At 61.4% G+C, this 25,157-nt stretch carries 22 protein-coding genes; 8 read left to right on the top strand and 14 right to left on the bottom strand.

Features of this window, described 5'->3' with window-relative positions:
- The first annotated feature begins 128 nt into the window (after nt 1-128).
- The 3 genes from Q7T36_RS05125 to Q7T36_RS05115 all read left to right on the top strand — a co-directional run bounded on the left by Q7T36_RS05125 (nt 129) and on the right by Q7T36_RS05115 (nt 4,668).
- Nucleotides 129-2,444, top strand: a complete 2,316-nt coding sequence (locus tag Q7T36_RS05125) for an ATP-binding protein (protein WP_304844722.1) — start codon at nt 129-131, stop codon at nt 2,442-2,444.
- A gap of 37 nt (nt 2,445-2,481) precedes the next feature.
- Entirely contained in the window at nt 2,482-2,862 is a 381-nt protein-coding gene (locus Q7T36_RS05120) for a response regulator (RefSeq protein ID WP_304844720.1), read from the top strand.
- Between the two features lie 144 nt (nt 2,863-3,006).
- On the top strand, nt 3,007-4,668 hold the full coding sequence (locus tag Q7T36_RS05115; RefSeq protein WP_304844717.1) for a hypothetical protein: 1,662 nt from the start codon (nt 3,007-3,009) through the stop codon (nt 4,666-4,668).
- A 68-nt stretch (nt 4,669-4,736) separates the two neighbouring features.
- On the opposite strand, the gene Q7T36_RS05110 is transcribed toward Q7T36_RS05115, so the two are convergent.
- The 7 genes from Q7T36_RS05110 to Q7T36_RS05080 form a co-directional block, all read right to left on the bottom strand.
- Nucleotides 4,737-5,714, bottom strand: coding sequence for an NADPH:quinone oxidoreductase family protein (locus tag Q7T36_RS05110; RefSeq protein WP_304844715.1), 978 nt, complete (start codon nt 5,712-5,714; stop codon nt 4,737-4,739).
- A 110-nt stretch (nt 5,715-5,824) separates the two neighbouring features.
- On the bottom strand, nt 5,825-6,625 hold the full coding sequence (locus Q7T36_RS05105; RefSeq protein WP_304844713.1) for an alpha/beta fold hydrolase: 801 nt from the start codon (nt 6,623-6,625) through the stop codon (nt 5,825-5,827).
- Between the two features lie 121 nt (nt 6,626-6,746).
- Nucleotides 6,747-7,589 carry an SDR family NAD(P)-dependent oxidoreductase gene (locus Q7T36_RS05100; RefSeq protein ID WP_304844711.1) on the bottom strand — a complete coding sequence of 281 codons (843 nt, stop codon included), beginning with the start codon at nt 7,587-7,589 and terminating at the stop codon, nt 6,747-6,749.
- 157 nt (nt 7,590-7,746) lie between these two features.
- Complete coding sequence (locus tag Q7T36_RS05095; protein ID WP_304844709.1) at nt 7,747-8,517, bottom strand: SDR family oxidoreductase; 771 nt, start codon at nt 8,515-8,517, stop codon at nt 7,747-7,749.
- 11 nt (nt 8,518-8,528) lie between these two features.
- Nucleotides 8,529-9,224, bottom strand: coding sequence for a histidine phosphatase family protein (locus Q7T36_RS05090; RefSeq protein ID WP_304844707.1), 696 nt, complete (start codon nt 9,222-9,224; stop codon nt 8,529-8,531).
- A complete protein-coding gene (locus tag Q7T36_RS05085; protein WP_304844706.1) occupies nt 9,224-10,297 on the bottom strand; it encodes a phosphotransferase family protein in 1,074 nt (357 codons plus the stop codon). The genes Q7T36_RS05090 and Q7T36_RS05085 overlap by 1 nt, the downstream gene beginning before the upstream one ends.
- A 1-nt stretch (nt 10,298) precedes the next feature.
- Nucleotides 10,299-11,528: an acyl-CoA dehydrogenase family protein gene (locus Q7T36_RS05080; RefSeq protein ID WP_304844704.1), complete on the bottom strand. Its 1,230-nt coding sequence runs from the start codon at nt 11,526-11,528 to the stop codon at nt 10,299-10,301.
- A gap of 96 nt (nt 11,529-11,624) precedes the next feature.
- On the opposite strand from Q7T36_RS05080, the gene Q7T36_RS05075 reads away from it, so the two are divergent.
- Nucleotides 11,625-12,551, top strand: coding sequence for a LysR family transcriptional regulator (locus Q7T36_RS05075; RefSeq protein ID WP_304844702.1), 927 nt, complete (start codon nt 11,625-11,627; stop codon nt 12,549-12,551).
- Here Q7T36_RS05075 and Q7T36_RS05070 read toward each other — a convergent pair.
- Together Q7T36_RS05070 and Q7T36_RS05065 are read right to left on the bottom strand one after the other, a co-directional pair.
- Nucleotides 12,545-13,201 (bottom strand): methyltransferase, encoded by a 657-nt coding sequence (locus Q7T36_RS05070; protein ID WP_304844700.1) that lies wholly within the window; start codon nt 13,199-13,201, stop codon nt 12,545-12,547. The two genes, Q7T36_RS05075 and Q7T36_RS05070, sit on opposite strands and share 7 nt — an antisense overlap.
- 195 nt (nt 13,202-13,396) lie before the next feature.
- On the bottom strand, nt 13,397-14,404 hold the full coding sequence (locus Q7T36_RS05065; protein ID WP_304844698.1) for a transporter: 1,008 nt from the start codon (nt 14,402-14,404) through the stop codon (nt 13,397-13,399).
- 165 nt (nt 14,405-14,569) lie between these two features.
- On the opposite strand from Q7T36_RS05065, the gene Q7T36_RS05060 reads away from it, so the two are divergent.
- A complete protein-coding gene (locus tag Q7T36_RS05060) occupies nt 14,570-14,830 on the top strand; it encodes a hypothetical protein (RefSeq protein WP_304844696.1) in 261 nt (86 codons plus the stop codon).
- Here Q7T36_RS05060 and Q7T36_RS05055 read toward each other — a convergent pair.
- The 5 genes from Q7T36_RS05055 to grpE form a co-directional block, all read right to left on the bottom strand.
- Complete coding sequence (locus Q7T36_RS05055) at nt 14,827-15,894, bottom strand: AraC family transcriptional regulator (protein WP_304844694.1); 1,068 nt, start codon at nt 15,892-15,894, stop codon at nt 14,827-14,829. The two genes, Q7T36_RS05060 and Q7T36_RS05055, sit on opposite strands and share 4 nt — an antisense overlap.
- A 243-nt stretch (nt 15,895-16,137) precedes the next feature.
- Entirely contained in the window at nt 16,138-16,950 is an 813-nt protein-coding gene (gene dapB, locus Q7T36_RS05050; RefSeq protein WP_304844692.1) for a 4-hydroxy-tetrahydrodipicolinate reductase, read from the bottom strand.
- Nucleotides 16,951-17,109: 159 nt separating this feature from the next.
- Nucleotides 17,110-18,228 carry a molecular chaperone DnaJ gene (gene dnaJ / locus Q7T36_RS05045; protein ID WP_304844690.1) on the bottom strand — a complete coding sequence of 373 codons (1,119 nt, stop codon included), beginning with the start codon at nt 18,226-18,228 and terminating at the stop codon, nt 17,110-17,112.
- A gap of 191 nt (nt 18,229-18,419) precedes the next feature.
- Nucleotides 18,420-20,348 (bottom strand): molecular chaperone DnaK, encoded by a 1,929-nt coding sequence (dnaK, locus tag Q7T36_RS05040; protein ID WP_304844990.1) that lies wholly within the window; start codon nt 20,346-20,348, stop codon nt 18,420-18,422.
- A 109-nt stretch (nt 20,349-20,457) separates the two neighbouring features.
- Nucleotides 20,458-20,994 carry a nucleotide exchange factor GrpE gene (grpE, locus tag Q7T36_RS05035; RefSeq protein ID WP_304844688.1) on the bottom strand — a complete coding sequence of 179 codons (537 nt, stop codon included), beginning with the start codon at nt 20,992-20,994 and terminating at the stop codon, nt 20,458-20,460.
- Nucleotides 20,995-21,131: 137 nt separating this feature from the next.
- Between grpE and Q7T36_RS05030 the strand changes: the two genes are divergently transcribed.
- From Q7T36_RS05030 to Q7T36_RS05020, 3 genes are all read left to right on the top strand, one after another.
- The gene (locus Q7T36_RS05030) at nt 21,132-22,412 is read left to right on the top strand and encodes a hypothetical protein (RefSeq protein ID WP_304844686.1); all 1,281 of its coding nucleotides are present in this window, start codon (nt 21,132-21,134) and stop codon (nt 22,410-22,412) included.
- Between the two features lie 7 nt (nt 22,413-22,419).
- Complete coding sequence (recN, locus tag Q7T36_RS05025; RefSeq protein WP_304844684.1) at nt 22,420-24,150, top strand: DNA repair protein RecN; 1,731 nt, start codon at nt 22,420-22,422, stop codon at nt 24,148-24,150.
- A gap of 130 nt (nt 24,151-24,280) precedes the next feature.
- Nucleotides 24,281-24,991, top strand: a complete 711-nt coding sequence (locus Q7T36_RS05020; protein ID WP_304844682.1) for a hypothetical protein — start codon at nt 24,281-24,283, stop codon at nt 24,989-24,991.
- The last annotated feature ends 166 nt before the right edge of the window (nt 24,992-25,157 follow it).

Below are 25,157 nucleotides of genomic sequence, written 5' to 3'. Positions count from 1 at the left end.
GCTGTCCATAGTGACACAGGACAACAATCCACCATACACTGCCAACGCAGGGCAGCACACCATTTCCCAGCCGCACTCCGCATCACGCTGCCAATACCCGGCACGCGGCTGCCACACCGAGGGCCACCATGACCACCACGGCGACCGGATCCAGCAAGACCGAACTCCACAGCACCATGGCGGCGGAGTACGAGCGGCTGCATGCCCTGCACGCCCTGCAAATCCTGGACACCCCGCCCGAGGAGCGCTTTGACCGGCTGACGCGCATTGTCCGCGAAGTCTTCGGCATCCCGATCGTCATGATCACCCTGGTCGACGCTGACCGGCTGTGGACCAAATCCTGCTTCGGCATGGAGCCCTGCGAGGAAGCACGCTCCCGCGAGGACACTTTCTGCCATTACGCCATAAAGGGTGAGGACATCCTGCTGGTGCCGGATGCCCGGCTGGACACGCGCTTTGCTCATTTCAAGGCAGTGACCGGTGCCCCGCATGTCCGCTTTTATGCGGGCGCGCCGCTGCATGCCGGGGCCACGCGGCAACGGGTCGGCACGCTTTGCCTCATGGACTGCGAGCCGCGCACCCTGTCTTCGCGCCAACTGGAATTATTGCGGGATATCGCCGATGCCGTCGAGCAGCAGTTATCCATGCAGCAAACCGTGGATGCGGTGCGCGAGCTGAATGAGCAGCGCATCCTGCTCTACGCCATTTTTGAAAGCGTCGCCGATGCCATTTTCACGCTGGACACGCACGGCCTTATCGAGAACTTCAACCCGGCTGCTTTGCGCCTGTTTGATTATGCCGCTGATGAACTGGCCGGAAAACCGGTGCGGGAGCTGGTGCCGGCACTGGAACCGCACCTCACCGACGGCAGTGGCGGCGCCCTCGACAGCAACCTGGAAGGCAGACGCAAGAACGGCGTTGTCTTTCCACTGGAAGCCGGTATCAGCCCAATGCAGATGGCCGACCGCACCATGTTCACGGTCGTGATGCGGGATATCAGCGAACGGCGGCACATGGAGCGGCTGAAGAATGAATTCATTTCCACCGTCAGTCACGAACTGCGCACCCCGCTGACTTCCATTCGCGGCGCGCTGGGGCTGGTGCTGGGCAAGGCTTCCGACGGCTTGTCGCCCAAGGCGAAGCAGTTGCTGGAAACCGCCACCCGCAACAGCGAACGGCTGACCTTGCTGATCAATGACATCCTTGATCTGGAAAAAATCGAATCCGGGAGGCTGGAATTTATCTTTACCGCCCTGGACCTGGTCGCAGTCACCCGACAGGCGATCTCCGCCAATGAAAGCTATGCCAGCCAGCATCAGGTCAGCCTGCGCCTGGACGGCGCACCGGAACAGGCGCTGATCAGCGGCGACGAACACCGCCTGCTGCAGGTCTTCGCCAACCTGATTTCCAACGCCGTCAAGTATTCACCGCCCGGCGGAGTCGTCACCATCTGCATAGACCGCCAGTACCATTACTGGCGGGTCAGCGTTCACGACAACGGCAAGGGCATCCCCGATGCTTTCCGCCCCCGCATCTTCCAGCGCTTCGCGCAGGCCGATGCCTCGGACACCCGCGACAAGGGCGGCACCGGGTTGGGACTCAGCATCACCAAGGCCATTGTCGAACGACACGAAGGCGCCGTTGATTACACGTCCGCACCGGGCGACACCGAATTCTTCTTCACCCTCCCCGCCACCGAAATCGGCAACCCGGCCGGGGAAGCGGTCGAAGCCCGGTTCCGGCTGCTGATTTGCGAGAACAATTCCGATACCGCGCTCATGCTCAGTGAACTGCTGCAAGAGGAAGGTTTTGCCTGCGATATCGCCTTTTCGATCGCCAAGGTCAAGGCGCTGTTGATGATGCACACCTATGACGCCATGCTGCTGGACATCGCCATGACCGAGGGCGACAGCATGACGCTGTTGCAGGACTTGCGCGAGCATCCCGAGCACCGCAAGCTGCCGGTAATCATGATCAATGGCCATCAGGGCGATCCGACTTCCGGGCCGGGATTCGATGTCCTCAACATTAGCGACTGGCTGCACAAACCGGTTGACCCTGAACGCCTGAAACAGGCATTGAGGCAAGTACTGCAAGCCGGCGGCAAGCCGCGCATACTGCATGTGGAAGATGCGGAGGACATCCTGCAGATTACGCAATTGCTGGTCGAGGACATTGCCGACTACACCCCGGCGGCCAGTCTGGCGGAAGCCCGCCAGGCGCTCAAGAACGGTTTTTTCGATCTGGTGCTGCTGGACCTTGGCCTGCCCGACGGTAACGGCCTGTCGCTGCTGGAGCAGATTGATCCCCGCAGCCAGGTGCTGGTATTTTCAGGAAAGGAGAGTTCCAGCGCCATCAGCAACCGTGTTGCCGAATCACTTACCAAGTCCAAGACCAGTAATGAAGAACTGCTGGCGACCATACGCAAGCTGATTCATGCCTGAGCCCCTTGAACCCTTTAACGCCTGTTGGAGCCTGTAGATGACTGAACCTGTACGTGTCATGTATGTTGATGATGAACCGGATATCCGCACCATTGTTGAATTCGCCCTGGAAGACGAGCCGGGCATGTCGCTGTGCATCTGCGCTTCCGGGGCCGAAGCACTGGAAGCCGCCTTGCGATTCCTGCCGGACATTGTCCTGCTGGACGTGATGATGCCCGGCATGGACGGCCCCACCACTCTGCAACACCTGCAATTGATGCCCGAACTGGCAGGTGCGCGCTTCGCTTTTGTCACGGCCAAGGTGCAGCCGCAGGAAGTGGCCCACTTCAAGTCACTGGGAGCAACGGCAGTCATCGCCAAGCCCTTCGACCCAATGGCTCTGGCGGATCAGGTCTGGGCTATCAGGGACCGCAACTGAACCGGAAAATCAATAGTTTCTCCGAATAGCGCCGGCTAACCTGCACTCCCCGCCCAAATCCATCGCGACAATACCCACAATATAAATGTGACTATTACTCACAAAAGACGCTATAATTCTAATAATAATTGACGGAGGTTGATCATGAACAAGACAAAAATGTCATTGGGCTTGGCTGCGGTCGGCCTCACGTTATCCGGTTGCTTTTTTAACGACAACACCAATGTTGTCGTTCCGACAGTGCCTGATGTGTTGGCCTTCTTGGGCGGAGGCGGAGGTGGTGCCGAGACTTTCAACAACCCCGTAACCGAACGCAAGTACGGTGTGCTCAAGGTCGGCATGGATACCAGCGCCGGCACCCTGAAGCTGGGAATCACCGACTCCACCTTTCCCTTTATCTGGATCGCCAACTCCGGCGAAGGCACCATCTCCAAGCTGGATGTCACCACCGGCAAGGAACTGGGGCGCTATCGCACCGGCCCGGGTAACGGCAATCCTTCCCGCACAACGGTCGATCAGGACGGCAACGTCTGGGTGGGAAACCGCAACAACAACACCATTACCAAGGTCGGGCTGAAAGAATTCGGCCAGTGTATTGATCGTAATGGCAACGGTGTCATTGACAGCTCTACCCCGGTACAGGCAAACGCCGAAACAGAAACCGCCTTCAATCCCGATATCAAGGACTGGACCGGCGCGTTCGGCGACGGCTTGGGCATCACCAATGCCGCCGATGAGTGCATCCTGCTGCATGTGGCGCTTATCGGGAATGAAGCTGAGGATCCCACTCCAGCCGTAGTAATCAGCACGCCTACCGACATCCGTACTGTCGCCATTGACCCCGATAACAACGTCTTTGTCGGCGGCTATTATCAGAACTCCCTGTTCAAGGTGAACGGCACCACCGGTGCCGTCATCAAGTCCATGGCCACCCTACAGCCTCATTATGGCGGCGTGGTCGACAAGAACGGCAATCTGTGGAGCATGAGCAGCGGCTCAGGCAAGGTGCAGAAAATCGACAAGGAAATGACCACCAACACTTTGATTGATGTAGGGCACAATGGTTACGGCATCGGCATCGACAAGTTTGGCAAGATCTGGTCGACCGAACTCAATGGAGGGCGCTTCTCCGCCTTCGATCCGGCTGACCCGGCTGGCACCCTAAAAGTTTTTACCCAAACCGGTTACAGCAGATCTCAAGGGATTACCACTGACGATAACGGCGATGTCTTTATTGCCGGCTCCCTGTACAGCAATCATGTGGGCCACTACAAACAGGTGTTTACGGAGGGGGCATTCACGGGTGTGACCTTTGTTGCCAATTATATCGTTGGCACCGGACCAACCGGCGTTGCCGTGGACGGCTTTGGCAATGTCTGGTCCGCCAATGAAGTCACCAGCAACGCCACCCGCATCAAACTGGCAGCCGACCCGGTCAATGCCGTCATCGACACCTTTGCTGTGGGCAGCCGTCCCTACAACTACAGCGACATGACCGGCCGCGTGGTGCGCACCATCACCAATCGCCAGGGCACTTGGGAAGCCACCTTTGACGGCGGCAAACCCGACTATGTCTGGCAACGGGTGTTGTGGAAACTGAAGCAAGCCCTGCCGGCAGGCACCACGGTTTCGGCCTATGCCAAGAGCGCCAACAGCGAGATCGAACTGGGCGCCAAGGACTACACCGAAGTCCTGAACGACACCAATATGGCTGGCATCAAGGGACGTTTCCTGAAACTGAAGGTGCGGCTGACATCGGCCACGCCGGACAAGACTCCGGAAATCACCGAGATTTCGCTGAAGTAACCACTGCAATTGGACGCTTGAAAAGGGCGACCGGAGCAATCCGGCCGCCCTTTTTCATTACCGTGACCCTATTCCACCACCAGCACCACCTTGCCGGTCGCCCTGCGCTGCAACAGGTCGTTCAGCGCCTGCGCCGCCTGCTCCAGCGGGTATTCGGCGGAAATATGCGGTTTCAACTGCCCCTGCGCCAGCCAGGCGAACAGCTGCATCATGTTGCCCATGTTGTCCTTGGGCTGGCGGCGGGCAAAGTCACCCCAGAACACGCCGACGATTGCGCAGCCCTTCAGCAGCGTCAGATTGAGGGGAATCTTCGGGATATCGCCGGCGGCAAAACCCACCACCAGATAGCGGCCGCACCAGGCCATGCTGCGCAGCGCCGGTTCGGCATAGCCGCCGCCCACCGCGTCATAGACCACATCCACGCCATTGCCGCCGGTCAGCGCCTTGATCTGTTCGCGCCAGTCCGCATCGTTGTAATTCACCAACTCATCCGCGCCGGACTGACGGCATACCTCCAGCTTTTCAGCCGTGGACGCGGCGGCAATCACCTTCGCGCCCATCACCTTGCCCAGTTGCACCGCCGCCAGCCCCACCCCGCCGGACGCCCCCAGCACCAGCAGCGTTTCCCCGGCCTTCAGCTGCGCCCGGTCCTTCAGTGCGTAATACGAAGTGCCATAGGCATAGGCAAAAGTGGCGGCCACCTTGAAGTCGAACATTGGCGGCACCGGAAACACCTTGGCGGCGTCGGTCAGCACTTCTTCGGCAAAACCGCCCCAGCCGGTCAGGGCAATCACCGTATCGCCCGGCTTCACATGCTTCACGCCCTCACCCACCGCCTTCACCACCCCGGCAATTTCCCCGCCCGGTGAAAACGGCAAGTCCGGTTTGAACTGGTATTTGTTCTGGATGATGAGCGTGTCGGGGAAATTCACCCCGCATGCCTTGACGCTGATCACCACTTCTTTGGGGCCGGGCGTGGGCGAAGGAACATCTTCCAGCACCAGGGTTTCGGGTAATCCGTGTTGTTTGCAGAGAACGGCTTTCATAGTGGGCTCCAAAATCCCGCCCTGCGGGCGTCCCCTTTCCAAGGGGGATCATTGCAGCAACGGAGTGCATCATCAGATTTTCCCCCTTGGAAAGGGGGACCAAGGGGGTTTTACACTTTAGCCAGGAACTCTTCCATCGCCGCAATCACCGCCTGCGGTGTCTCCACCGTCGAGGTGTGTCCGGAGTTGGGGATTACTACCAGTTGGCTGCCCTGGATGGCGGCATGCATGCGCCGCGACTTGGCGGGAATGGTCGCCACATCCTCGTCGCCGACAATGATCAACGTCGGCAACTGAATGGACGGCAGGAATTCGTAAACCCCCTCGCGGTCAAACACGCCGGTAATGGCCTTGCTGATGTTAAAGGGATCGTTCTGCAACAGGCGGTTGCGCATTTCATCGCGCTGGGCCTTGCGCGCCGGGTCTTTGAGGAAGGTCTTGCCGAACATGATCTTCATCGCCTGCGGCGCCACCACCTTCATGCCCAGCAGGCGGGCAATGCGCGGCAGCAGGCGGTACTTGAACATGTTCTCTTCCGGCTCCGGGTCGGCGGAGGTTTCCAGCAACGTCAACGACTTCAACCATTCCGGATGGCGGATGGCCAGACGCATGCCGACAAAGCCGCCCATGGACAGACCCGCATAGTGCACCGGCCCGCCCGCCACTTCGCGGATCAGGCACAGCACGTCCTGGGTCAGCGTATCCATGTCATAGCCGTCGCGGGTGGCTTCGCTCTGGCCCTGCCCCCGGAAGTCGAGGGTGATGCAGCGGTAACGCCTGCTGAGGGCCGCCACCTGCGCCTCAAACATGCGGCCGCTCCACAGCAGGCCGTGGCCAAAGACGATCGTTTCCGGGCCGTCGCCGGTGACTTCATAGTTAATGGCAGCGCCGTTCAGCATCATGCGGGGCATGGCTGTTCTCCTGATTATTGTTATTCGTAGGTCGGGCTTCAGCACGCCAACCATCCTTCGACCGGAGAGCGTTGTCGGGCTGAAGCGCGACCTACATAAGCATGGTTAGCGTAGCGGATGTTTACATACCCGCCAGCGTCGGCAGGCGTTCCTGCAAAATGTCTTCCATCCGGGTGTGGATCAGCGGCTTGATCTTCTGATGGGTCAGAATGTAGAAACGGTCCTCGGCAATGGCCTTGAACACATCATCCGCCACCTTCTCCACCGGGATGCCGTTCTCCACCGACTGCTGCATGAACTTCGCCGTGTACTGGTTGACGCGGTCGGCCTTGCTCCAGTCGATGTTGTCGCCGACGGTGCGGTTGCGTTCGGCATTGGCGATGCCGGTCTTGACCCAGGCCGGGCACAGCACCGCCACGTGCAGCTTGGCCTTGCGCAGTTGCAGGTCGAAGTGCAGGCCTTCGGATATGGCCACCACCGCGTGCTTGCTGGCGTTGTAGGCCGCCGAGCCGGGTTGCGAGAACAGCCCCGCCACCGAGGCGGTGTTGATGATGTAACCCTCTTCGTCGTTGGCCAGCATGCGCGGGATGAAGCTTCGCAGCCCATTGGTGACGCCGTACAAGTTGACGCCCATCACCCATTGCCAGTCCTCGGGCGTGGTTTCCCACACCGGGCGGGAGATGGCGACCCCGGCGTTGTTGACCAGCAGGTGGACGTTGCCAAAGCGGGTGAAGGCGGCGTCGGCCAGCGCGTTCACTTGCGCGGCGTCACTGACGTCGAGGCGTTGGCCGATCACCGGCACGCCCTGGGCCTCGAATTCGGCAACGGTGACTTGCAGCTTGTCGGCGTTGATGTCGGCCAGCACCAGGTTCATACCTTCAGCGGCGGCGCGCTCGGCGATGGCTTTGCCGATGCCTTCGGCGGCGCCGGTGATGACGGCGGTTTTTCCGGAAAGGTTTTGCATAAAGTTGCCTGTCTTCACATGAGGGTCTGTCCCCTCTCCCCTTGTGGGAGAGGGTTAGGGAGAGGGGTGCGGAAAGCGGCCTGAACACACCATCCGTGCAAGCACCACTGCCGTACCCCTCTCCCCGGCCCTCTCCCACAAGGGGAGAGGGAGCTCATCAGCCGATCAGATAGCCGCCATCCACATTCAGCGCCACGCCGGTCGTATAGCTCGCTGCCGGTGACACCAGATACAGCACCGATCCGGCCATTTCTTCGGGTTCGGCGATGCGGCGCATCGGCACGTGCTCCAGTACCTTTTCCACAATCACCGGGTTCTTCACCAGCGCCGAGGCGAATTTGGTGTCGGTGAAGCCGGGCAGCAGCGCGTTGACGCGAACGCCCATGCTGGCGCACTCCTTGGCAAAGCATTGGGTCATGGAAATCACGGCCGCCTTGGTGATGGAGTAGATGCCTTGATACATGCCGGGAATGACGCCGTTGACCGAGGCCACGTTCACAATGGCGCCGCCGCCGTGCCTGGCCATCAGCTTCGCACCCGCCGCCGACATGAAGAAGTAGCCACGAATGTTTACATCCACCGTCTTCTGGAAAGCGGACAGGTCGGTGTCGACAATGGGACCGAAATGCGGGTTGGTGGCTGCGTTGTTGATCAGGATGTCCAGACGCTGGTGTTTGGCTTCGATGGCCTTGAACACATGTTCAATCTGCTCCATCTCGCCGATGTGCAGCGCCATCGCCTCGGCGGAACCCCCGGCGGCCTTGATGCCGTCCACCACCATCTGGCAGGCTTCCACCTTGCGACTGGAGACAATCACGTGTGCGCCGTTGGCGGCGAGTATCTGGGCGATGCTTTCACCAATGCCGCGACTGGCGCCGGTCACCAGGGCAATCTTGCCGGTCAGGTCAAACGGGTTGTTCACGCTCATGACTAATTCCTTTAACGATAAGTGACGAGATCCGCCCGGCGGTGGTGTTCCAGATGGGCGTGGTTATTAAGATAGCTGAGGCTGAGCCGATTGCCGCTGTAAAGCAACCGCGTGACGCCAGCATTCACCAGCGACCAGTTCAGGTTGAAGATGTGGCTGTCGGGAATGGTCAGCAGTTGCTGGGCGATGGCGGTAATGGGTCCGCCGGAGGTGAAGACCCAGATGTCCTGCGACGGCCCGGCCTGCTCGATGATCTGGTGCAGCCCTTTCCAGCAGCGCTGCTGGAAGGTGGGCCAGCTTTCCGCATATTCCTCGTCAAATTCACCGCTCAGCCAGCGTTCCACCGCCACCGCAAACAGATCCTGAAAGGCGCGGCGCGGGTTGGAAGTCGTGGCGAGATAAGCCGCCATCGCCGCCTTGTCACGGAATTCAGGACGGTAACGGTACAGCACCTGCTCATGGTCGAATTCGTTGAGGCCGGGGATCAGTAGAGGGGCATGGCGGCTCTGGCTGCCGCTCTGGAAATGTTCGGCGCTTTGCGCATGGCGGCGCGCCGGACCGATCACCACCTTCGACAAGGGCAGCTCGCAGTCGCGCTGCCACTGTCCCAGCAGGCGCGTCTGTTCCATCCCCAGCGCCGACAACTGGTCATAATTTTCCGCACCGAAACTGGCCTGGCCGTGGCGGACGAGATAAATAGCCCCCATTACAGCACCGATTCCTTCATCAGCCGCAAACACCGGCTTTCCAGATAATTCACCATCTGCCCGAATGGCGCGAACGCCGGATTCTTGGTCTGGCCGTGATAGAAGCGGTAGTAGATCTGCTGCAAAATCGCCGCCAGCCGGAACAGGCCATAGATGGTGTAGAAATCGAAGTTGTCGACCTTGAAGCCGGTCTTTTCGCCGTAATAGGCCACCACTTCGTCGCGGGTCAGCATGCCCGGCAGGTGCGTCGGCTGGCGACGCATCAGCTGCATGGTGGCATCGTCGTCGGCCTGCGCCCAGTAGGCCAGGGTGTTGCCCAGATCCATCAGCGGGTCGCCCAGCGTCGCCATCTCCCAGTCCAGCACGCCAATCACTTGCTGCGGGTTGTCCGGGTTCAGGATAACGTTGTCGAAGCGGAAATCGTTGTGGATCAGCGTGGTGGCGATATCCTGCGCGGGCATTTTCGCCTGCAGCCAGGTCATTACGCTTTCGAAGTCGTTGACGTCCGGGGTGCGCGCCTTGCGGTAGCGGTCGCTCCAGCCGTCAATCTGGCGCTTCACATAGCCGCCGCCCTTGCCCAGCGTGTCCAGCCCGGCCGCCTGGTAGTCCACCAGATGCAGTTCAATCAGCTTGTCGATGACGCTGAGGCACAGCGCCCGGGTTTCCTCCGGCGTCAGGGTCATGCCCTTGGGCAGGTTGCTGCGCGGGATGATGCCGGGGATGCGCTGCATCACGTAGAAGTCGGCGTCCATCACGGCGGGGTCGTCGCAAATGGCCAGCACTTCCGGCACGTAGGGATAGACCGGCTTCAGCGCGGCCATGATCTTGGCCTCGCGCAGCATGTCGTGCGCGGATTTGGCGCGATGGCCGAACGGCGGCCGCCGCAAAATCAGGTCACGGTCGGCGTAATGCAGCAGATAGGTCAGGTTGGACGCGCCGCCGGGGAACTGTTCCAGTTCCGGCGACCCTTGCAGGCCGGGGATTTTTGCCTTGAGAAAGGCGTCCACGCGGGCCAAGTCCAGTTCTTCGCCCTGGCGCACCGCCACGGCCTTGTCGAGCAAATTCTCTTCCATCTTATTTCAGTCCCAGCTTCGTCATTTGTTTCTTGTATTCGAGCTTGGCAATCAGCATGCGGTGGACCTCATCCGGTCCGTCCGCCAGCCGCAGCACCCGAGCATAGCCGTAAAGCGCGGCCAGCGGGAAGTCTTCGCTGAGTCCCGCACCGCCGTGAATCTGGATGGCCGCATCAATCACCTGCTGCGCCACGTTCGGGGCAATCACCTTGATCTGCGAAATCTCGCTCATCGCGCCCTTCACGCCCACGGTGTCCATCATCCAAGCCGCCTTCAGCGTCAGCAGCCGCGCCTGTTCAATAGCCATGCGGCTGTTGGCGACGATGTCCGGATTGCCGCCCAGTTTCGCCAGCGGCTTGCCGAAGGCGACGCGGGTGCCGGCGCGGCGGCACAGCAGCTCCAGCGCCCGCTCCGCCGCACCGATGGCACGCATGCAGTGGTGGATGCGGCCCGGCCCGAGGCGGCCTTGAGCAATTTCAAAGCCACGCCCCGGCCCGGCGATGATGTTCGCCAGCGGCACACGCACATTGGTGAAAGAGACTTCGCCATGGCCGGACGGCTCGTCGTAGGTGTTGAAGACGGTCAGCATGCGCTCGACCTTGACGCCGGGCGTGTCCAGCGGCACCAGCACCATGGAGTGCTGGCGGTGCTTGTCGGCAGCCGGGTCGGTGAGGCCCATGAAGATCAGGATTTGGCAGTTCGGGTGGCCGATGCCGGTGCTCCACCACTTGCGGCCGTTAAGGACCACTTCGTCGCCGTCAATGACCGCCGTGGCCTGCATGTTGGTGGCGTCGCTGGAGGCCACGCCCGGTTCGGTCATGCAGAAGGCGGAACGGATCTCGCCGCGCAAAAGTGGCAACAGCCATTCTTTCTTCTGCGCCTCGTTGCCATAGTGCACCAGCACTTCCATGTTGCCGGTATCCGGGGCGCTGCAGTTGAACACTTCCGGGGCAATGAAGCTGGTGCCGGTGATTTCGGCAAGTGGTGCGTAGTCCGCGTTGCTGAGACCGGCACCGTAGGTTTCGTTGGGCAGGAACAGGTTCCACAGTCCGGCTTCCTTGGCCTTCGCCTTCAGGTCCTCCATGATGGCGGGCTGTTGCCATTGTGTGTGGTCGGGGCTGAGGGTCAGCGACTTGAAATACGTTTCTTCGGCGGGATAGACATGTTCATTCATGAACGCGGTCAGGCGGGCGATGTAGTCCTGCGCTTTGGCGGAGTAGGCAAAATCCATGATGGCGGCACTCGCGGCTCGGTGGGGTTGTGCCGAGAGTAGTGCGCGCCATACAATCCAGCAAATGAATAGTTTGCATCATGGACTATAGATTCAGTGCATATTGATCGTTTCGACCTCAACCTCTTCATCGTCCTCGACGCCATCTACCGCGAAGGCAACATCACCCGCGCCAGCCAGAAACTGCACCTGACCCAGCCCGCCGTCAGCCACGCGCTGGGCCGCCTGCGCGAGCAACTGGGCGATCCGCTGTTCGTGCGTCAGGGCACGCTGATGCAACCCACGCCCTATACCCGCAACCTGATCGGCCCGGTGCGCGAAGCCCTGCAGTTGCTGGAACGCAGCGTCGCCGACGAACCGGCCTTCGACCCGGCTTCCGCCCGCCGCACCTTCAACCTCGGCCTGCGCGACGTCTTCGAGGCCACCGCCCTGCCGCCGTTGGTGGCGCGCCTGCAGGCACTGGCGCCCGGCATCGAGCTGGCCAGCGTGCGCATTGACCGCCGCGATGTGGAAGGCGAACTGGCCGCCGGCACGCTGGACCTGGCGCTGGACGTGCCGCTGGCGATGGGCGAGAGTATCCGCCAGCAGCGCATCTCCCGCGACCGGCTGGTGGTGGTGGCGCGGCAGGATCATCCGGGTATTGGCGGCGAACTGGATCTGGAAACCTACCTGGCGCACGCACACGTGCTGGTGTCGTCACGACGCAAGGGCTGGGGGCTGGAGGATTTTGAACTGAACAGGGAAGGACGGCGGCGGCGCATCGTGCTGCGCTGCCAGCATTATTTTGCCGCCAGCCGTGTCGCCAGCCGCACCGACCTGCTGCTGACCATGCCCGAGCAGTACGCCCGCATCGCCAACATGCAGTTCGGCAACCGTATCCATCCCTTCCCGTTGCAGACACAGGCGCTGGACGCCCACCTCTACTGGCACGCCACCGCCGAGCACGACCCCGCCAACCGCTGGCTGCGCGGGGTGATGCAGGACGTGGTCAGCGCCTGGCCAGACGAACCTCAATCTCAATGACGGGTGTAGTGCAGCAGCTTGCCCTTGTAGCCCTCACCGCTGGCCTGTAAACCGTCCAGACTGGATTCTTCACAGGTATAGCCCAGCGCCGTCATGCAGCGGCTGAAGCCGGGACGGTTGCCGCGATTGGGATCGACAATCAGCACCTCCACCGCCTGCTCGGCATGGCGCTCGATAAACGCGGACAACCGCGCGGGCTGGTCGCGCTCGTACAACAGGTCGCTGCCAATGATCAGATCAAAACGGCCCAGCGCCGGGTTTGCGGTTTCCCAGTTGCCGTTCTGGTATTTCGGCAGCCCCATACCGTTCAGCCCGGCGTTCCGGGTCAGGAAGTCCCCGGCCAGCGGATGACAGTCACTGGCGGTGATGTCCATGTCGCGGCGCTGGCAAACCAGACTGGCCAGACCCAAACCGCAACCCACCTCCAGAATGCGCTTGCCTTGCAGCTCAAAGCTTTCCATCAGCCCGGCCAGCATGCGGGCAGAAGGCCAGATCATGCCGAACAACGACCAGCTGGCCGGGGAAATTCCGGCCGCCGCCGCCGCGCCCAGCGGGTCGGCGTATTGCTGACGGTCCAGCAGCGAACGGATTTGCAGGTCAACCGCCCCGTTCAGGGACACGGCTTCGAATTTGACCAGATAACCTGGCATGGCAACGCTCTCATGGAGGCGTCTCGTGCAGCGGGAAAATGTTCGGCGACGAACAGGACACAAAACTTCAGGTGAGGCGGGAAGCATCATGCAGGCCTTGCGGCCTTTCGCGGGGCAAAAGCAGCGGATAGACAGGATTCAGCAAAGCGTGCAGCTTAGCATCCGGCTGCTCATAAAGCGAACCGGCGCGGCGGCTCAGTCCGGCTCACGGAAGGCAAACCAGGCCGCCACCGCCGTCAGCGTCGCCACCAGCGCCACCACCGCCCAGAATCCGCCATGCGCATCCGCCAGCGGAATGCCGCCGACATTCATGCCGAACAACCCGGAAATGATATTGATCGGCAGCACCAGCACCGACACCACCGTCAGCACGAACAGGCTGCGGTTGTTTTGTTCGTTGATTTGCCCGGCGATCTCTTCCTGCAACAGCTTGATGCGCTCCTGCAACAACGCGGTTTCCTGCAATACCGTCGAAAACTCTTCTGTGGACTGGCGCAGGTCCAGCAGGTCGCGTTCGCTGACCCAGCCCGGCGGCCGGTTCAGCAGGCGGAACAACGCCGCCGGCTCGGGAGCCATAAGGCGTTGCAGGCGCACCAGCAGCCGTCGCCAGGCGCCCAGGCTGGTCCGGTTGCGCTCCAGCCGGTTCGCCAGCAGGCGATCCTCCACGGAGTCCACCAGGTCGGCAATGTCCCGCACGATTTGTGTCAGCACGTCCGCCTGGTCACGCAGCAAATGCACCAGCAAGTCCACCGGCGACTCCAGCAGCAGGCCGCGCTTGACCGTGGCGCGCAAGCGGTCAATGGAGCGCAGGGGCTTGCTGCGGGCGCTGACCACCAGGTTCGGCCCCACATGCAGGTACAGGGTGGAAATATCGGAGGCATCGTAGGCAAAGTCGAACAACACATCGTTGATGACCGCAATCAGACAGTCATCGGCATATTCAATGCGGGTGGAACGGGTGCCTTCGTGCAGGGTTTCATGAAACGAGGCCGACAAAGCGGCATGCCGCTTCAGCCACTTTTCACAAGCCGAATGGCTGAGATTGACATGCAGCCACAGAAAACCGACCCCGGAAGGAGCCTGCGCCAGCCAGGCTTCCGCGTCAACGGAGGTCATGGGCCATGCCACCCCGTCCGCACTGAAATGATAGGCGCAAATCAGGCCGGTCGGGTCAGAGCCGTAGGTTGAAGCCGGGGAGTTCATGCCGGGTGCGCTCCTGTCGGAAATACCTGCGGATGGCGGCTATTTTCTGACTAATTGATGACAAAACAGTGACAGAACACTAATGCTTTGTCATCAAACTGAAACCTTGCCCGGCAGCGGCTGTGCTACCGTTAAGCGATTATCATAGCCAGCGAGATTGAAAACATGGGCCTGAAGAAATCCCTGCGGGAAGTGCTGCTCCAGCATCCCGAACTGTTCGACATGGTTCAGTTATTGACCAGCGGCGATGACTTGGTCGCCAGTGAGGAAACGACAGGGGATCAAACCCTGGTCACGATATCCCGCGACGGCAAGCCCAAGAAGAAAAAGCGTAACGAGCTGGTTTTTGCCAAAAGTGCGGATGGCTACCTGCTGCGCGCAACACCCCCCTCTTCCCCGGAAAAGAAACCGGACGACGCCGCCTAACGCCCGATACCACGTTTGAAATCGCGGGGCGTCACCCCGAACCAGCGCTTGAAGGCGCGGGTAAAGGCGCTCTGCTCCGAATAGCCCAGCAACAGCGCGATATCCGTAAACGACAAATGCTTGTCAGCCAGATAACGCTGCGCCAGCTCACTGCGGATCTTGTCCAGCACCCGGTTGAATTCCAGATCCTTTTCCTGAAGTCGGCGCTGCAGGGTGCGGGTGGACATCGCCATCAGCCCCGCCACCGCCGGCAGGTCCGGGATACCGTCATGCACGCAGCGCACAATCGATGAACGCAGGCGGTCGTAGAACGAGTCGGCGGCCGGCAAGGCCACCAGCAAGGCTTCGGCCTGCTGGGACAACAGGTCCATCAGCGCCGGGTCACGCTGCCGCAGTTCGCGGGTCATGGATGAAATCGGGAAGCGAACCCGCGTCACCGTGTCGGCAAAATGCACCGGACAGCCGAAGAAATCGGTATAGGGCTTGAGATCGGCGGGGGGCGGATTGACAAACGTCACCAGCAACGGCCGCAGCGGCTCCTCCACCAGAAAACGCACATAACTGATGAACAGGGCAATGGCGGTTTCATCCACCAGCGGACCCGGCGTACCGCGCTCCACTCCCCAGCGGATTTCAATCGCGTCGCCGTCCGCCATGATGCTGCCGGGATTGCCGTCGTAGACCAGGCGCTGGTAGCGGGCGTAACGCAACAGGGCTTCCCCGACGGTATTGCAGGACAGCGCCATATAGCCAATGATGCCGACATGCTTGGGAGCCACACAGGCGCCGATGGCCAGCCCCAGGGCCGGACGCGGATGACGCAGGGCAATCATGTGCAATAACTGCGACCATTCATCCAGCGCCAGACGGCTGGTGGGGGAATAGCGCTCCATCGCCTGCAGGCATTCCGGGGCGGTGATCTGGTTCTTTTCAATAAAGTCGCGCAGCATGCCCAGCATGGATGCGGTAACGAACAATCCCCCGAACATGGTCTGTCCCCATTTCTTGTTATTGGCCGCCAGTCCGGTGCCTCGGGCAAACGGCTGATGCAGTGATGGCGTCAAGAGTTAAAACGGACAGCGGCTGCTGTCAATACCGCCAGACAGCATACCGGATGAACAAGCAATTGCTTGGTATGGAACGTCAGATTTAAGGGCAATTGTGGCGCATGAAGCCAAGAAGTTTGGCGCAAAAGATCAAGTACATACCTGCACAAATGTACAGAATCTCAGACACTCCATAAGAAACATGATGTCACCCTTGGGGCGTCGGTCAATGACCGCCGCCCCGTTTTTTTTGCCTGCCGTTCAGCGCAGGCCCAGCACGTCCCGCATGTCATACAGGCCTGCGTTACGGGTGCCGATCCAAGCCGCCGCCCGCACCGCGCCGTTCGCAAAATTCATGCGGCTGGTGGCGATATGGCGGATTTCCACCCGTTCGCCTTCCCCCATGAACATTACGGTATGGTCGCCCACCACGTCACCACCGCGAATGGTCTGGAAGCCGATGGACTTGCGGTCGCGCTGGCCGGTATGGCCGTAACGCTCATAAACCGCCACATCCTTCAGGTTGCGTCCCAAGGCCCCGGCCACCGCCTCACCCAGCATCAGCGCGGTGCCTGAGGGGGCATCCACCTTGTAGCGGTGGTGGGCTTCAAGAATTTCGATATCGACAGTATCGCCAAAGGCCTTTGCGGCCAGTTCCAACAGCTTCAGCGAGACATTGACGCCCACCGAGTAGTTGCCGGAATAGACAATCGGAATGTCGTGGCTGGCCTCAATCAGGTATTCCTTCTGCTCTTCGCTGAGGCCGGTGGTGCCAATGACAATGCCCTTCCCTTCCTGACGGCACAGCGCCACTTCGGCAATGGTGGCCGACGGCGTGGAAAAGTCGATGGCGACATCCACCAGATCAATCTGGCTGGCCAGCGAACCGTTCAGCAACACCCCCATGCGCTCCAGGGCGGCCATCTCACCGGCATCGGCGCCGATCAGGGTGCTTTCGGGGCGTTCAATGGCGGCAGTGAGCTTGACATCCGGGCGGGCGACAACGGCGTGAATGAGGGCGCGGCCCATGCGGCCGGCGGCGCCGCAAATGGCGATACGGGTGGGGGTGGTCATGATGCCTTTCTCCAGCAGGAATTCCGTGAAGCTCCAAGCCTGCCAGTGTTGGCGCGGGCAGGCAAGCGGGAATATCCCCGGAGGTTCGGGTTTTGAGCGGATGCGACAAACGGGAGGGGGAATTCGGGGCCGGACGGACGTCCGGCCCCGAGGGGTGCATCAGGAGAACATGTCTTTCAGGCTGTCGAAGAAGCTCTTCTTGTTCGGTGAGTGCTTCTCGTTGCCATCCAGCGACTCCTGGAACTCGCGCAGCAGTTCCTTCTGGCGGCTGTTGAGGTTGACCGGTGTTTCCACCTTGATCTGGCACAACAGGTCGCCCGGCTCATAGGCGCGCACCGGCTTGATGCCCTTGCCGCGCAGGCGGAACAGCTTGCCGGTCTGCGTGCCTTCGGGAATCTTCAGCTTTACGCGGCCGTCCAGCGTCGGCACTTCGATTTCGCCACCCAGCGTCGCCTCCACAAAGCTGATCGGCACTTCGCAGAACAGGTCGGCGCCGTCACGCTTGAAGAGGGAATGGTCCTTGACCACAACCTGCACGTAGAGGTTGCCGGCGGGCATGCCATTGGCCCCGGCTTCGCCTTCCCCGGCCAGACGGATCTTGTCACCGGTATCAACACCGGCCGGAATGGTGACTTCCAGCGTCTTCTGCTTGTTGCTGCGGCCTTCGCCATGGCAGGCATCGCAGGGGTCCTTGATGATCTGGCCGCGGCCTTTACAAGTGGGGCAGGTCTGCTGCACGGTGAAGAAGCCCTGCTGCATGCGTACCTGACCGGCGCCGCCGCAAGTGCGGCAGGTGGTCTTGCCAGAGCCTTTCTTGGCTCCGGAACCGTCGCAAACCTCACAAGGGGCCGCCGTGGTGAAGCGAATCTGCTTCTTCGCGCCCTTGACGGCCTCTTCCAGCGTCAGCTCCAGCGTGTATTGCAGGTCGGAGCCGCCGCGCTGACGACCGCCGCCACCGCCGCCACGACCACCGCCGAAGATATCGCCGAACGCTTCGAAAATATCGGAGAAACCGCCAGCTCCACCGCCGAAGCCGCCCGCACCCATGTTGGGGTCAACCCCAGCATGACCGTGACGGTCATAAGCGGCACGCTTGTCGCCATTGGACAGGATTTCGTAAGCCTCGTTGGCTTCCTTGAATTTTTCTTCAGCCTGCTTGTCATCCGGATTGCGGTCCGGGTGGAACTTCATGGCCAGGCGGCGGTAGGCCTTCTTGATGTCCTCGTCACTGGCGTCCTTGGCAACGCCCAGCACTTCATAGAAATCACGTTTTGCCATCTGGCGAGTCTCCGCTGAAACAACAAACGCCAAACGGATGTTGGCGTTGGGAATTCGTGGTTCCCTCTCCCCTTGTGGGAGAGGGTTAGGGAGAGGGGTGCGGCAGAGGCCCAAACACACAGCGTGTCATGGCCACTTTCCGCACCCCTCTCCCCGGCCCTCTCCCACAGGGGGAGAGGGGGTTACTACACTTACTTCTTATCGCTGACGTCTTCAAACTCGGCGTCAACCACGCCGTCGTCGGCCTTTTCATGGCCTGCGCCCGGCTGGGTGCCGCCCGCTTGCTGCTGGTCGGCATACAGCTTCTGCATCAGAGGCATGGAAGCTTCGCTCAAGGCTTCCGACTTGGCGTCGATTTCGGCCTTGTCGTTGCCCTTGATGGCTTCTTCCAGCGCCTTGACGGCGGCTTCAATGGATTCCTTCTCGGCGTCGGTGGCCTTGTCGCCCACATCCTTCAGCGTCTTGCGGGTGGCGTGCACCAAGCCGTCAGCCTGGTTACGGGCTTCCACCAACTCGGCGAACTTCTTGTCTTCCTCGGCATTGGCTTCGGCGTCACGCACCATGGCCTGGATTTCTTCCTCGGACAGACCGGAGTTGGCCTTGATGACGATGCTTTGCGCCTTGCCGGTGCCCTTGTCCTTCGCGCCGACATGCAGGATGCCGTTGGCGTCGATGTCGAAGGTCACTTCGATTTGCGGCATGCCGCGCGGAGCCGGCGGAATGTCGCTGAGGTCGAAGCGGCCCAGCATCTTGTTCTGCTGCGCCTGACGACGCTCGCCCTGGAACACCTGGATGGTGACGGCGGTCTGGTTGTCGTCAGCCGTGGAGAACACCTGCGACTTCTTGGTCGGGATGGTGGTGTTCTTTTCGATCAGTGCGGTCATCACGCCGCCCATGGTTTCAATGCCCAGCGTCAGCGGGGTCACGTCCAGCAGCAGCACGTCCTTCTTGTCGCCCGACAGCACGGCGCCCTGGATGGCAGCGCCCACGGCCACGGCTTCGTCCGGGTTCACGTCCTTGCGCGGTTCCTTGCCGAAGAATTCCTTCACCTTTTGCTGCACCATCGGCATGCGGGTCTGGCCGCCGACCAGGATCACGTCACCGATTTCGGAAACGCTCAGACCGGCGTCCTTCAGCGCAATCTTGCAGGGCTCGATGGTGCGTGCCACCAGGCCTTCCACCAGCGACTCCAGCTTGGCGCGGGTCATTTTGATGTTCAAGTGCTTGGGGCCGGTGGCATCAGCGGTTATGTACGGCAGGTTGACTTCGGTCTGCTGGGCCGAAGACAGCTCGATCTTGGCCTTTTCAGCCGCTTCCTTCAGACGCTGCATGGCCAGCGGGTCGCCCTTCAGGTTGACGCTCTGTTCCTTCTTGAATTCTTCGGCCAGATAGTCGATCAGCAGCATGTCGAAGTCTTCGCCGCCCAGGAAAGTGTCGCCGTTGGTGGCCAGCACTTCGAAGGACTGTTCACCGTCGACATCCGCGATGTCGATGATCGAGATATCGAAGGTGCCGCCGCCGAGGTCATACACGGCAATCTTGCGGTCGCCTTCCTTCTTGTCCATGCCGAACGCCAGCGCAGCGGCGGTCGGTTCGTTGATGATGCGCTTCACGTCCAGACCGGCGATGCGGCCGGCATCCTTGGTGGCCTGGCGCTGGCTGTCGTTGAAGTAGGCCGGCACGGTGATCACGGCTTCGGTCACCGGCTCGCCGAGGTAGTCTTCGGCGGTCTTCTTCATCTTCTTCAGCACTTCGGCCGAGATTTGCGGCGGGGCCATGCGGTTGCCGCGCGCTTCCACCCAGGCGTCACCGTTGTCGGCGCCGACAATGGCGTAGGGCACCATGTTGATGTCCTTCTGCACCACGTCGTCCTTGAACTTGCGGCCGATGAGGCGCTTCACCGCGAACAGGGTGTTCTTGGGGTTGGTGACGGCCTGGCGCTTGGCGCCCGCGCCCACCAGGATTTCATTTTCGGTGTAGGCAACGATGGAAGGCGTGGTGCGCGCGCCTTCTGCGTTTTCCAGAACCTTGACCTGATCGCCTTCCATAATGGCGACGCAGGAGTTGGTGGTGCCCAGGTCGATACCGATGATCTTGCCCATGTCATGTCTCCGAAGAATTTGGTTTGAATCTGCGGTTCAGCCCGCGGCGCGGGGAACCGGTTTTTCAGTTAGCTGTTTGCTTGTAAGCTGATATGGCGATGGCCCCAGCTTTTTCAAGGTCAATTTATTACTGGGCGACCACAACCATGGCCGGGCGCAGCAGACGGCCGGACAGCGTGTAGCCTTTCTGGAAGACATTGACCACGGTATTGGCGGCCATGCCGTCCGGCGTGGGCTGGGTGGCCACGGCCTGGTGGTGCTCGGCGTTGAACGGCTGGCCCATGGGATCAACCTGCTCGACGCTGAATTTCTTCAGGGCATCCATCAGCACGCGGTGGGTCAGTTGCAGGCCTTCCACCAGCGCCTTGGTGCCGTCATCCTTCGGAGCGGCGGCCAGCGCACGCTCGAAGTTGTCGACCACGTCCAGCAGGCTGCCGGCCAGTTTCTCGACACCGAACTTGTGGGCGTTGGACACTTCGCGCTCGGCGCGCATCTGGATATTGCGGATCTCGGCCTGGGCGCGCAGTTGCGCATCCTTGAGCTGGGCTTCCAGTTCGGCAACGCGGGCGCTCAGCACCTCAACATCGGTTTCCATGATTTCGATATGGCCTTCGTCGGCTTCGGCGGCGGTGTTTTCGGTTTCGGGGATGGGTTGGTCGGCCATGACAGCACCTCAATGTGGCTGGTGGAAAGAAAGATGGGGGTGTTATGGGGATGTCCTTGGAAGTTTCAAGGGATTGGGTCGCAAGTCATTCTGCGTTACTGTTGAAAGCTGTCCCTTAATGTTGCTGCCGGTCCACCATGACCCCTGAAAATCCGCCGTCCCTCGCCACCCTGATGAACCGCGACTGCTACTGCCTCACCGTCGACCGCGACTTATTGCAGCAGGAACTGGACTGCGCCCCCGAATTCCGCCCGTTGTTCCGGCAACTGCTGCAAACCCACCCGCATCTGTTCGCCGAGGTCACCGTCTTTGTCTCCGACGAACAGCGACGCCAGATGCAATCGCTGATCGCCGCCATCGAGCGCGTCATCGCCCTGCCCGCCTGGCAAAGCCGCGTGCTGGGCGAAACCCCGGTCACTAGCCGCCGACCCACTGCCACCCAGGGTGTGTTCATGGGCTATGACTTTCATCTGGCGGAAGACGGCCCGAAGCTGATCGAGATCAACACCAATGCGGGCGGCGCGTGGCTGAACCTGATCCTGCGCAAGGCGCAGCAGGCCTGCTGCGAGGTAATGAACCCGCTGCTTCCGCCCGGTGAATCGCATGCAGAACTGCAAGATGCACTGGTGCAGATGTTCGAGCAGGAATGGCGACTGGAACGCGGCAACGACCGCCCGCTGCAAACCCTCGCCATTATCGACGAGAACCCCGAATTGCAGTACCTGTACCCCGAATTCCTGCTGGCGCGCTGTCTGCTGGAAAGCCGGGGCTACCGCGTCATCATTGCCGACCCGGCCACGCTGGCCTACCGCGATGGCGCGTTATGGCACGAAACCGACCGTCTCGACCTGGTCTACAACCGCCTCACCGACTTCGATCTGAGCGCGCCCGCTTCCGCCGCCCTGCGCGAGGCCTGGCTGGACGACACCGTGGTGCTGACGCCCAATCCGCGCCACCATGCCCTGTTCGCCCATAAGGCCAACCTGATGCTGCTGGGAGACACCGACTGGTTGCGCAATCACGGCGTTAGTAAAGACGACATTGCCACGCTGCAACAGGGCATCCCCGCCACCCGCCTTATGACCCCGGACAATGCTGAAATGCTGTGGAGTCAGCGCAAGGATTTGTTCTTCAAGCCGGTGGCGGGTTACGGCGGCAAGGCGGCCTATCGCGGCGACAAGATCACCAAACGGGTGTGGGAGGAAATCCGGGCGGGGGACTACGTGGCGCAGACGCGCATTCCACCGTCGGAACGGATGGTGCAGCAGCACGGGGAACAGGTGCTGTTGAAATTCGACCTGCGTTGTTATACCTATGCGGGGGGAATCCAGTTGATGGCGGCACGGCTGTATCAGGGGCAGACCACCAACTTCCGCACACCGGGCGGGGGGTTTGCGCCGGTGTTTGTCTTTCCCTGACGCCTAAATGCCCGGCGGCGCTTGCCTCCGGCGGGCGACGCGCTATTATCAGCCCACCTCAAAAACAACCTCGCCCACGGCCACCATGCTCAGCTCGCTCTCCATCCGCCACTTCACCCTTGTCGAACACCTGGAACTGGAAATCCCGACCGGATTCTCCGTGATTACCGGCGAGACCGGCGCGGGCAAGTCGATTTTGCTTGACGCACTGGGCCTGTGCCTGGGCGACAAGGCCGACGGCGCGGTGGTTCGGCATGGCGCGGACAAGGCCGAGCTGACCGCCTTGTTCGACGTTTCCCGCCTCAAGGATGCCTGCGACTGGCTGGCCGAACGTGACCTCAGCAACGGCGAAGAATGCAGCCTGCGCCGCGTCATCCATAAGGAAGGCCGCTCCAAGGCCTGGATCAACGGCACGCCGGTGACGCTGGGCGAACTGCGCACGCTGGGCGAAATGCTGATCCACATTCACGGCCAGCACGCGCCGCAAAGCCTGCTGCAACGCACCAGCCACTGCCAGCTGATCGACAACGTCGGCGACTTACACACTCTGGCGGCCGACGTCGCCACCGCACACCAGCACTGGCAGCAGGCGGCGCGCGCCCTCGCTGACAGCCAGGCCAACCAGGCCGCGCAGGCGGCGCGGCTGGAACTGCTGGATTCCCACCTCGACGAATTGCAGAAGCTGGACCTGAAACCGGCGGAATACCCGACGCTGGAACAGGAATACGACCGCCTCGCCAACTTTGAAAGTCTGATGCAGGACGGCCGCACCGCGCTGGACCTGCTGAGCGAGGGCGAAAGCCCGGTATTGCGCGCCCTGCAACTGGCGATGAAAAGCCTGGAACCGCACCGCAACCGCGACGACACCCTGACCAACCTTTGCGCCAGCCTGGACTCGGCGCTGATTGAAGTGAAGGAAAGCGCCAGTGAACTGCGCCATTTCCTGGAAGACCAGGAACTGGACCCGCAGCGTCTGCAATGGCTGGAAAGCCGCATCTCCGAAGCGCACCGTATCAGCCGCAAGCACAAGGTGCTGCCCGCCGAACTGCCGGAGCTGCAATTGCGGTTGCAGGCGGAACACAGCCGCTGCCAGGAAGCCCAGGATGTCGAGGCGCTGCAGGCCGCCGTCGAAACCGCCACAGCCCGCTATCAGGCGCAGGCGCTGGCCTTGCGCGAGCAACGGCAGCTGGTGGCGGGATCGCTGTCCCCCAGCATTGCCGGGCATCTGCGCAATCTGGGCATGCCGGATACACAGGTGGAGTTTGCCTTTACGGTGCTGGCCAAACCCGCCGCCCATGGGCTGGACGACGTCGAGTTGCTGTTCAGCGCCAACAAGGGGCAAGCGCCGCAACCGTTGGCGAAGGTGGTTTCCGGCGGTGAACTGTCACGTTTTGCACTGGCGGTGCAGGTGATCCAGGCCCAGCACAGCGCTGTGCCAGTATTGGTGTTTGACGAAGTGGACGTGGGCATCAGCGGCGGCACGGCCGAGGTGGTGGGCGAGCTGCTGCGCAGCCTGGGCGAACGGGCGCAGATTTTGTGCATCACCCACCAGCCGCAGGTGGCGGCGAAGGGGCATCACCACTGGCGGGTGGAGAAATTCAGCACCGATGACCGCACGCACAGCCGCATTGTGGCGTTGAGTCGTGAGGAGCGGATTCGCGAGATTGCGCGCATGTCGGGCGGGTTGACGATTACGCCGGAAACGTTGCGGCATGCGGAGAGCATGTTGGCGGGGTGAGGGGGACGTTAAAATCCCCCAACTTGGCCTCCCCACCCACCACCGTCACAGTCTGCAATGCACTATACTCCCCGCCACACCGCCGGAGACATCCGGCCGCATCACCCAAAAAAAAACAGGGAAACCCACCATGCCCATTTCCTGGCGTTCTGCCGGAAGCGCCGCCTTGCTGGCGCTGAGTCTTGCCAACACTGCCCTGGCCGCCAACCCGGATGAAGACGACCTGACCGTCAAACTGGGCACGGAATGGCGGCTGGTCAAGGACGATCACAGCCGTGACATCCGCACCTGGGCCAAGCTGGAGGACGGCAAGCGCTACCGCTCGTTCAAGATTGAAGTGCAGCTGGATGCCGATCTCGACACCATCGCCCGCGTGCTGTTCGATTTCGACAATTACCCGAAATGGTTCTGGGAAGTGCGTGAGGCCAAGTTGCTGAAGACCGCCTCCCCGACCGAACACTTCACCTATATTGTGCATAACGCACCGCTGGGCCTGCCTGACCGCGATGTCATCCTGCACACCACCATTGAACCAGCCACCCCGGCGCGTCCGGTGGCCTTGGTCAGAACCCACTCTGCCGTCAATTACCTGCCGTCCAAGCCGCCGCTGGTGCGCATGCTGGCCGAAGAAACCCTGGTGCGCTTTGTCCCCGCTGCCGGTGGCGTGATGATGGCGGTGGAAGGTTACGTCGATCCGGGCGGAGCCGCGCCAGTGTGGGCCACCAACTTCGTGCAGCGCAGTGCGCCTTATTCCATCGCCGCCGGCATCCGGCGCATGGTCAAGCAGGATGCCTACCGTGACCCCGCCAATCTGCCGCGATACAGCCTCGGCAGGTTCTGATTCCATCGGTTTCCCCGAAGCGTGGCCCGCCGGATCAGGCCGCGCTTCGAATGCCGCCATCCCCGCACCACCTTTGCCCACCCCCGCCCCCTAAATCGCGCATCCAGGGCTGGTGCACGGTGCAAAACCCGCCCCGCTTCGGTGCAAATGCATCCAGCGCGACACC

Source organism: Fluviicoccus sp. (assembly GCF_030646115.1).
GTDB lineage: Bacteria > Pseudomonadota > Gammaproteobacteria > Pseudomonadales > Moraxellaceae > Fluviicoccus.
This window is presented reverse-complemented; position numbering and strand designations above follow the sequence as displayed.

Excerpts from the sequence above, each read along its gene's own strand:
- Q7T36_RS05125 (WP_304844722.1), top strand. The coding sequence starts at position 129 with ATGACCACCACGGCGACCGGATCCAGCAAGACCGAACTCCACAGCACC.
- Q7T36_RS05120 (WP_304844720.1), top strand. The coding sequence starts at position 2,482 with ATGACTGAACCTGTACGTGTCATGTATGTTGATGATGAACCGGATATC.
- Q7T36_RS05115 (WP_304844717.1), top strand. The coding sequence starts at position 3,007 with ATGAACAAGACAAAAATGTCATTGGGCTTGGCTGCGGTCGGCCTCACG.
- Q7T36_RS05110 (WP_304844715.1), bottom strand. The coding sequence starts at position 5,714 with ATGAAAGCCGTTCTCTGCAAACAACACGGATTACCCGAAACCCTGGTG.
- Q7T36_RS05105 (WP_304844713.1), bottom strand. The coding sequence starts at position 6,625 with ATGCCCCGCATGATGCTGAACGGCGCTGCCATTAACTATGAAGTCACC.
- Q7T36_RS05100 (WP_304844711.1), bottom strand. The coding sequence starts at position 7,589 with ATGCAAAACCTTTCCGGAAAAACCGCCGTCATCACCGGCGCCGCCGAA.
- Q7T36_RS05095 (WP_304844709.1), bottom strand. The coding sequence starts at position 8,517 with ATGAGCGTGAACAACCCGTTTGACCTGACCGGCAAGATTGCCCTGGTG.
- Q7T36_RS05090 (WP_304844707.1), bottom strand. The coding sequence starts at position 9,224 with ATGGGGGCTATTTATCTCGTCCGCCACGGCCAGGCCAGTTTCGGTGCG.
- Q7T36_RS05085 (WP_304844706.1), bottom strand. The coding sequence starts at position 10,297 with ATGGAAGAGAATTTGCTCGACAAGGCCGTGGCGGTGCGCCAGGGCGAA.
- Q7T36_RS05080 (WP_304844704.1), bottom strand. The coding sequence starts at position 11,528 with ATGGATTTTGCCTACTCCGCCAAAGCGCAGGACTACATCGCCCGCCTG.
- Q7T36_RS05070 (WP_304844700.1), bottom strand. The coding sequence starts at position 13,201 with ATGCCAGGTTATCTGGTCAAATTCGAAGCCGTGTCCCTGAACGGGGCG.
- Q7T36_RS05065 (WP_304844698.1), bottom strand. The coding sequence starts at position 14,404 with ATGAACTCCCCGGCTTCAACCTACGGCTCTGACCCGACCGGCCTGATT.
- Q7T36_RS05060 (WP_304844696.1), top strand. The coding sequence starts at position 14,570 with ATGGGCCTGAAGAAATCCCTGCGGGAAGTGCTGCTCCAGCATCCCGAA.
- dapB (WP_304844692.1), bottom strand. The coding sequence starts at position 16,950 with ATGACCACCCCCACCCGTATCGCCATTTGCGGCGCCGCCGGCCGCATG.
- dnaJ (WP_304844690.1), bottom strand. The coding sequence starts at position 18,228 with ATGGCAAAACGTGATTTCTATGAAGTGCTGGGCGTTGCCAAGGACGCC.
- grpE (WP_304844688.1), bottom strand. The coding sequence starts at position 20,994 with ATGGCCGACCAACCCATCCCCGAAACCGAAAACACCGCCGCCGAAGCC.
- Q7T36_RS05030 (WP_304844686.1), top strand. The coding sequence starts at position 21,132 with ATGACCCCTGAAAATCCGCCGTCCCTCGCCACCCTGATGAACCGCGAC.
- recN (WP_304844684.1), top strand. The coding sequence starts at position 22,420 with ATGCCCGGCGGCGCTTGCCTCCGGCGGGCGACGCGCTATTATCAGCCC.
- Q7T36_RS05020 (WP_304844682.1), top strand. The coding sequence starts at position 24,281 with ATGCCCATTTCCTGGCGTTCTGCCGGAAGCGCCGCCTTGCTGGCGCTG.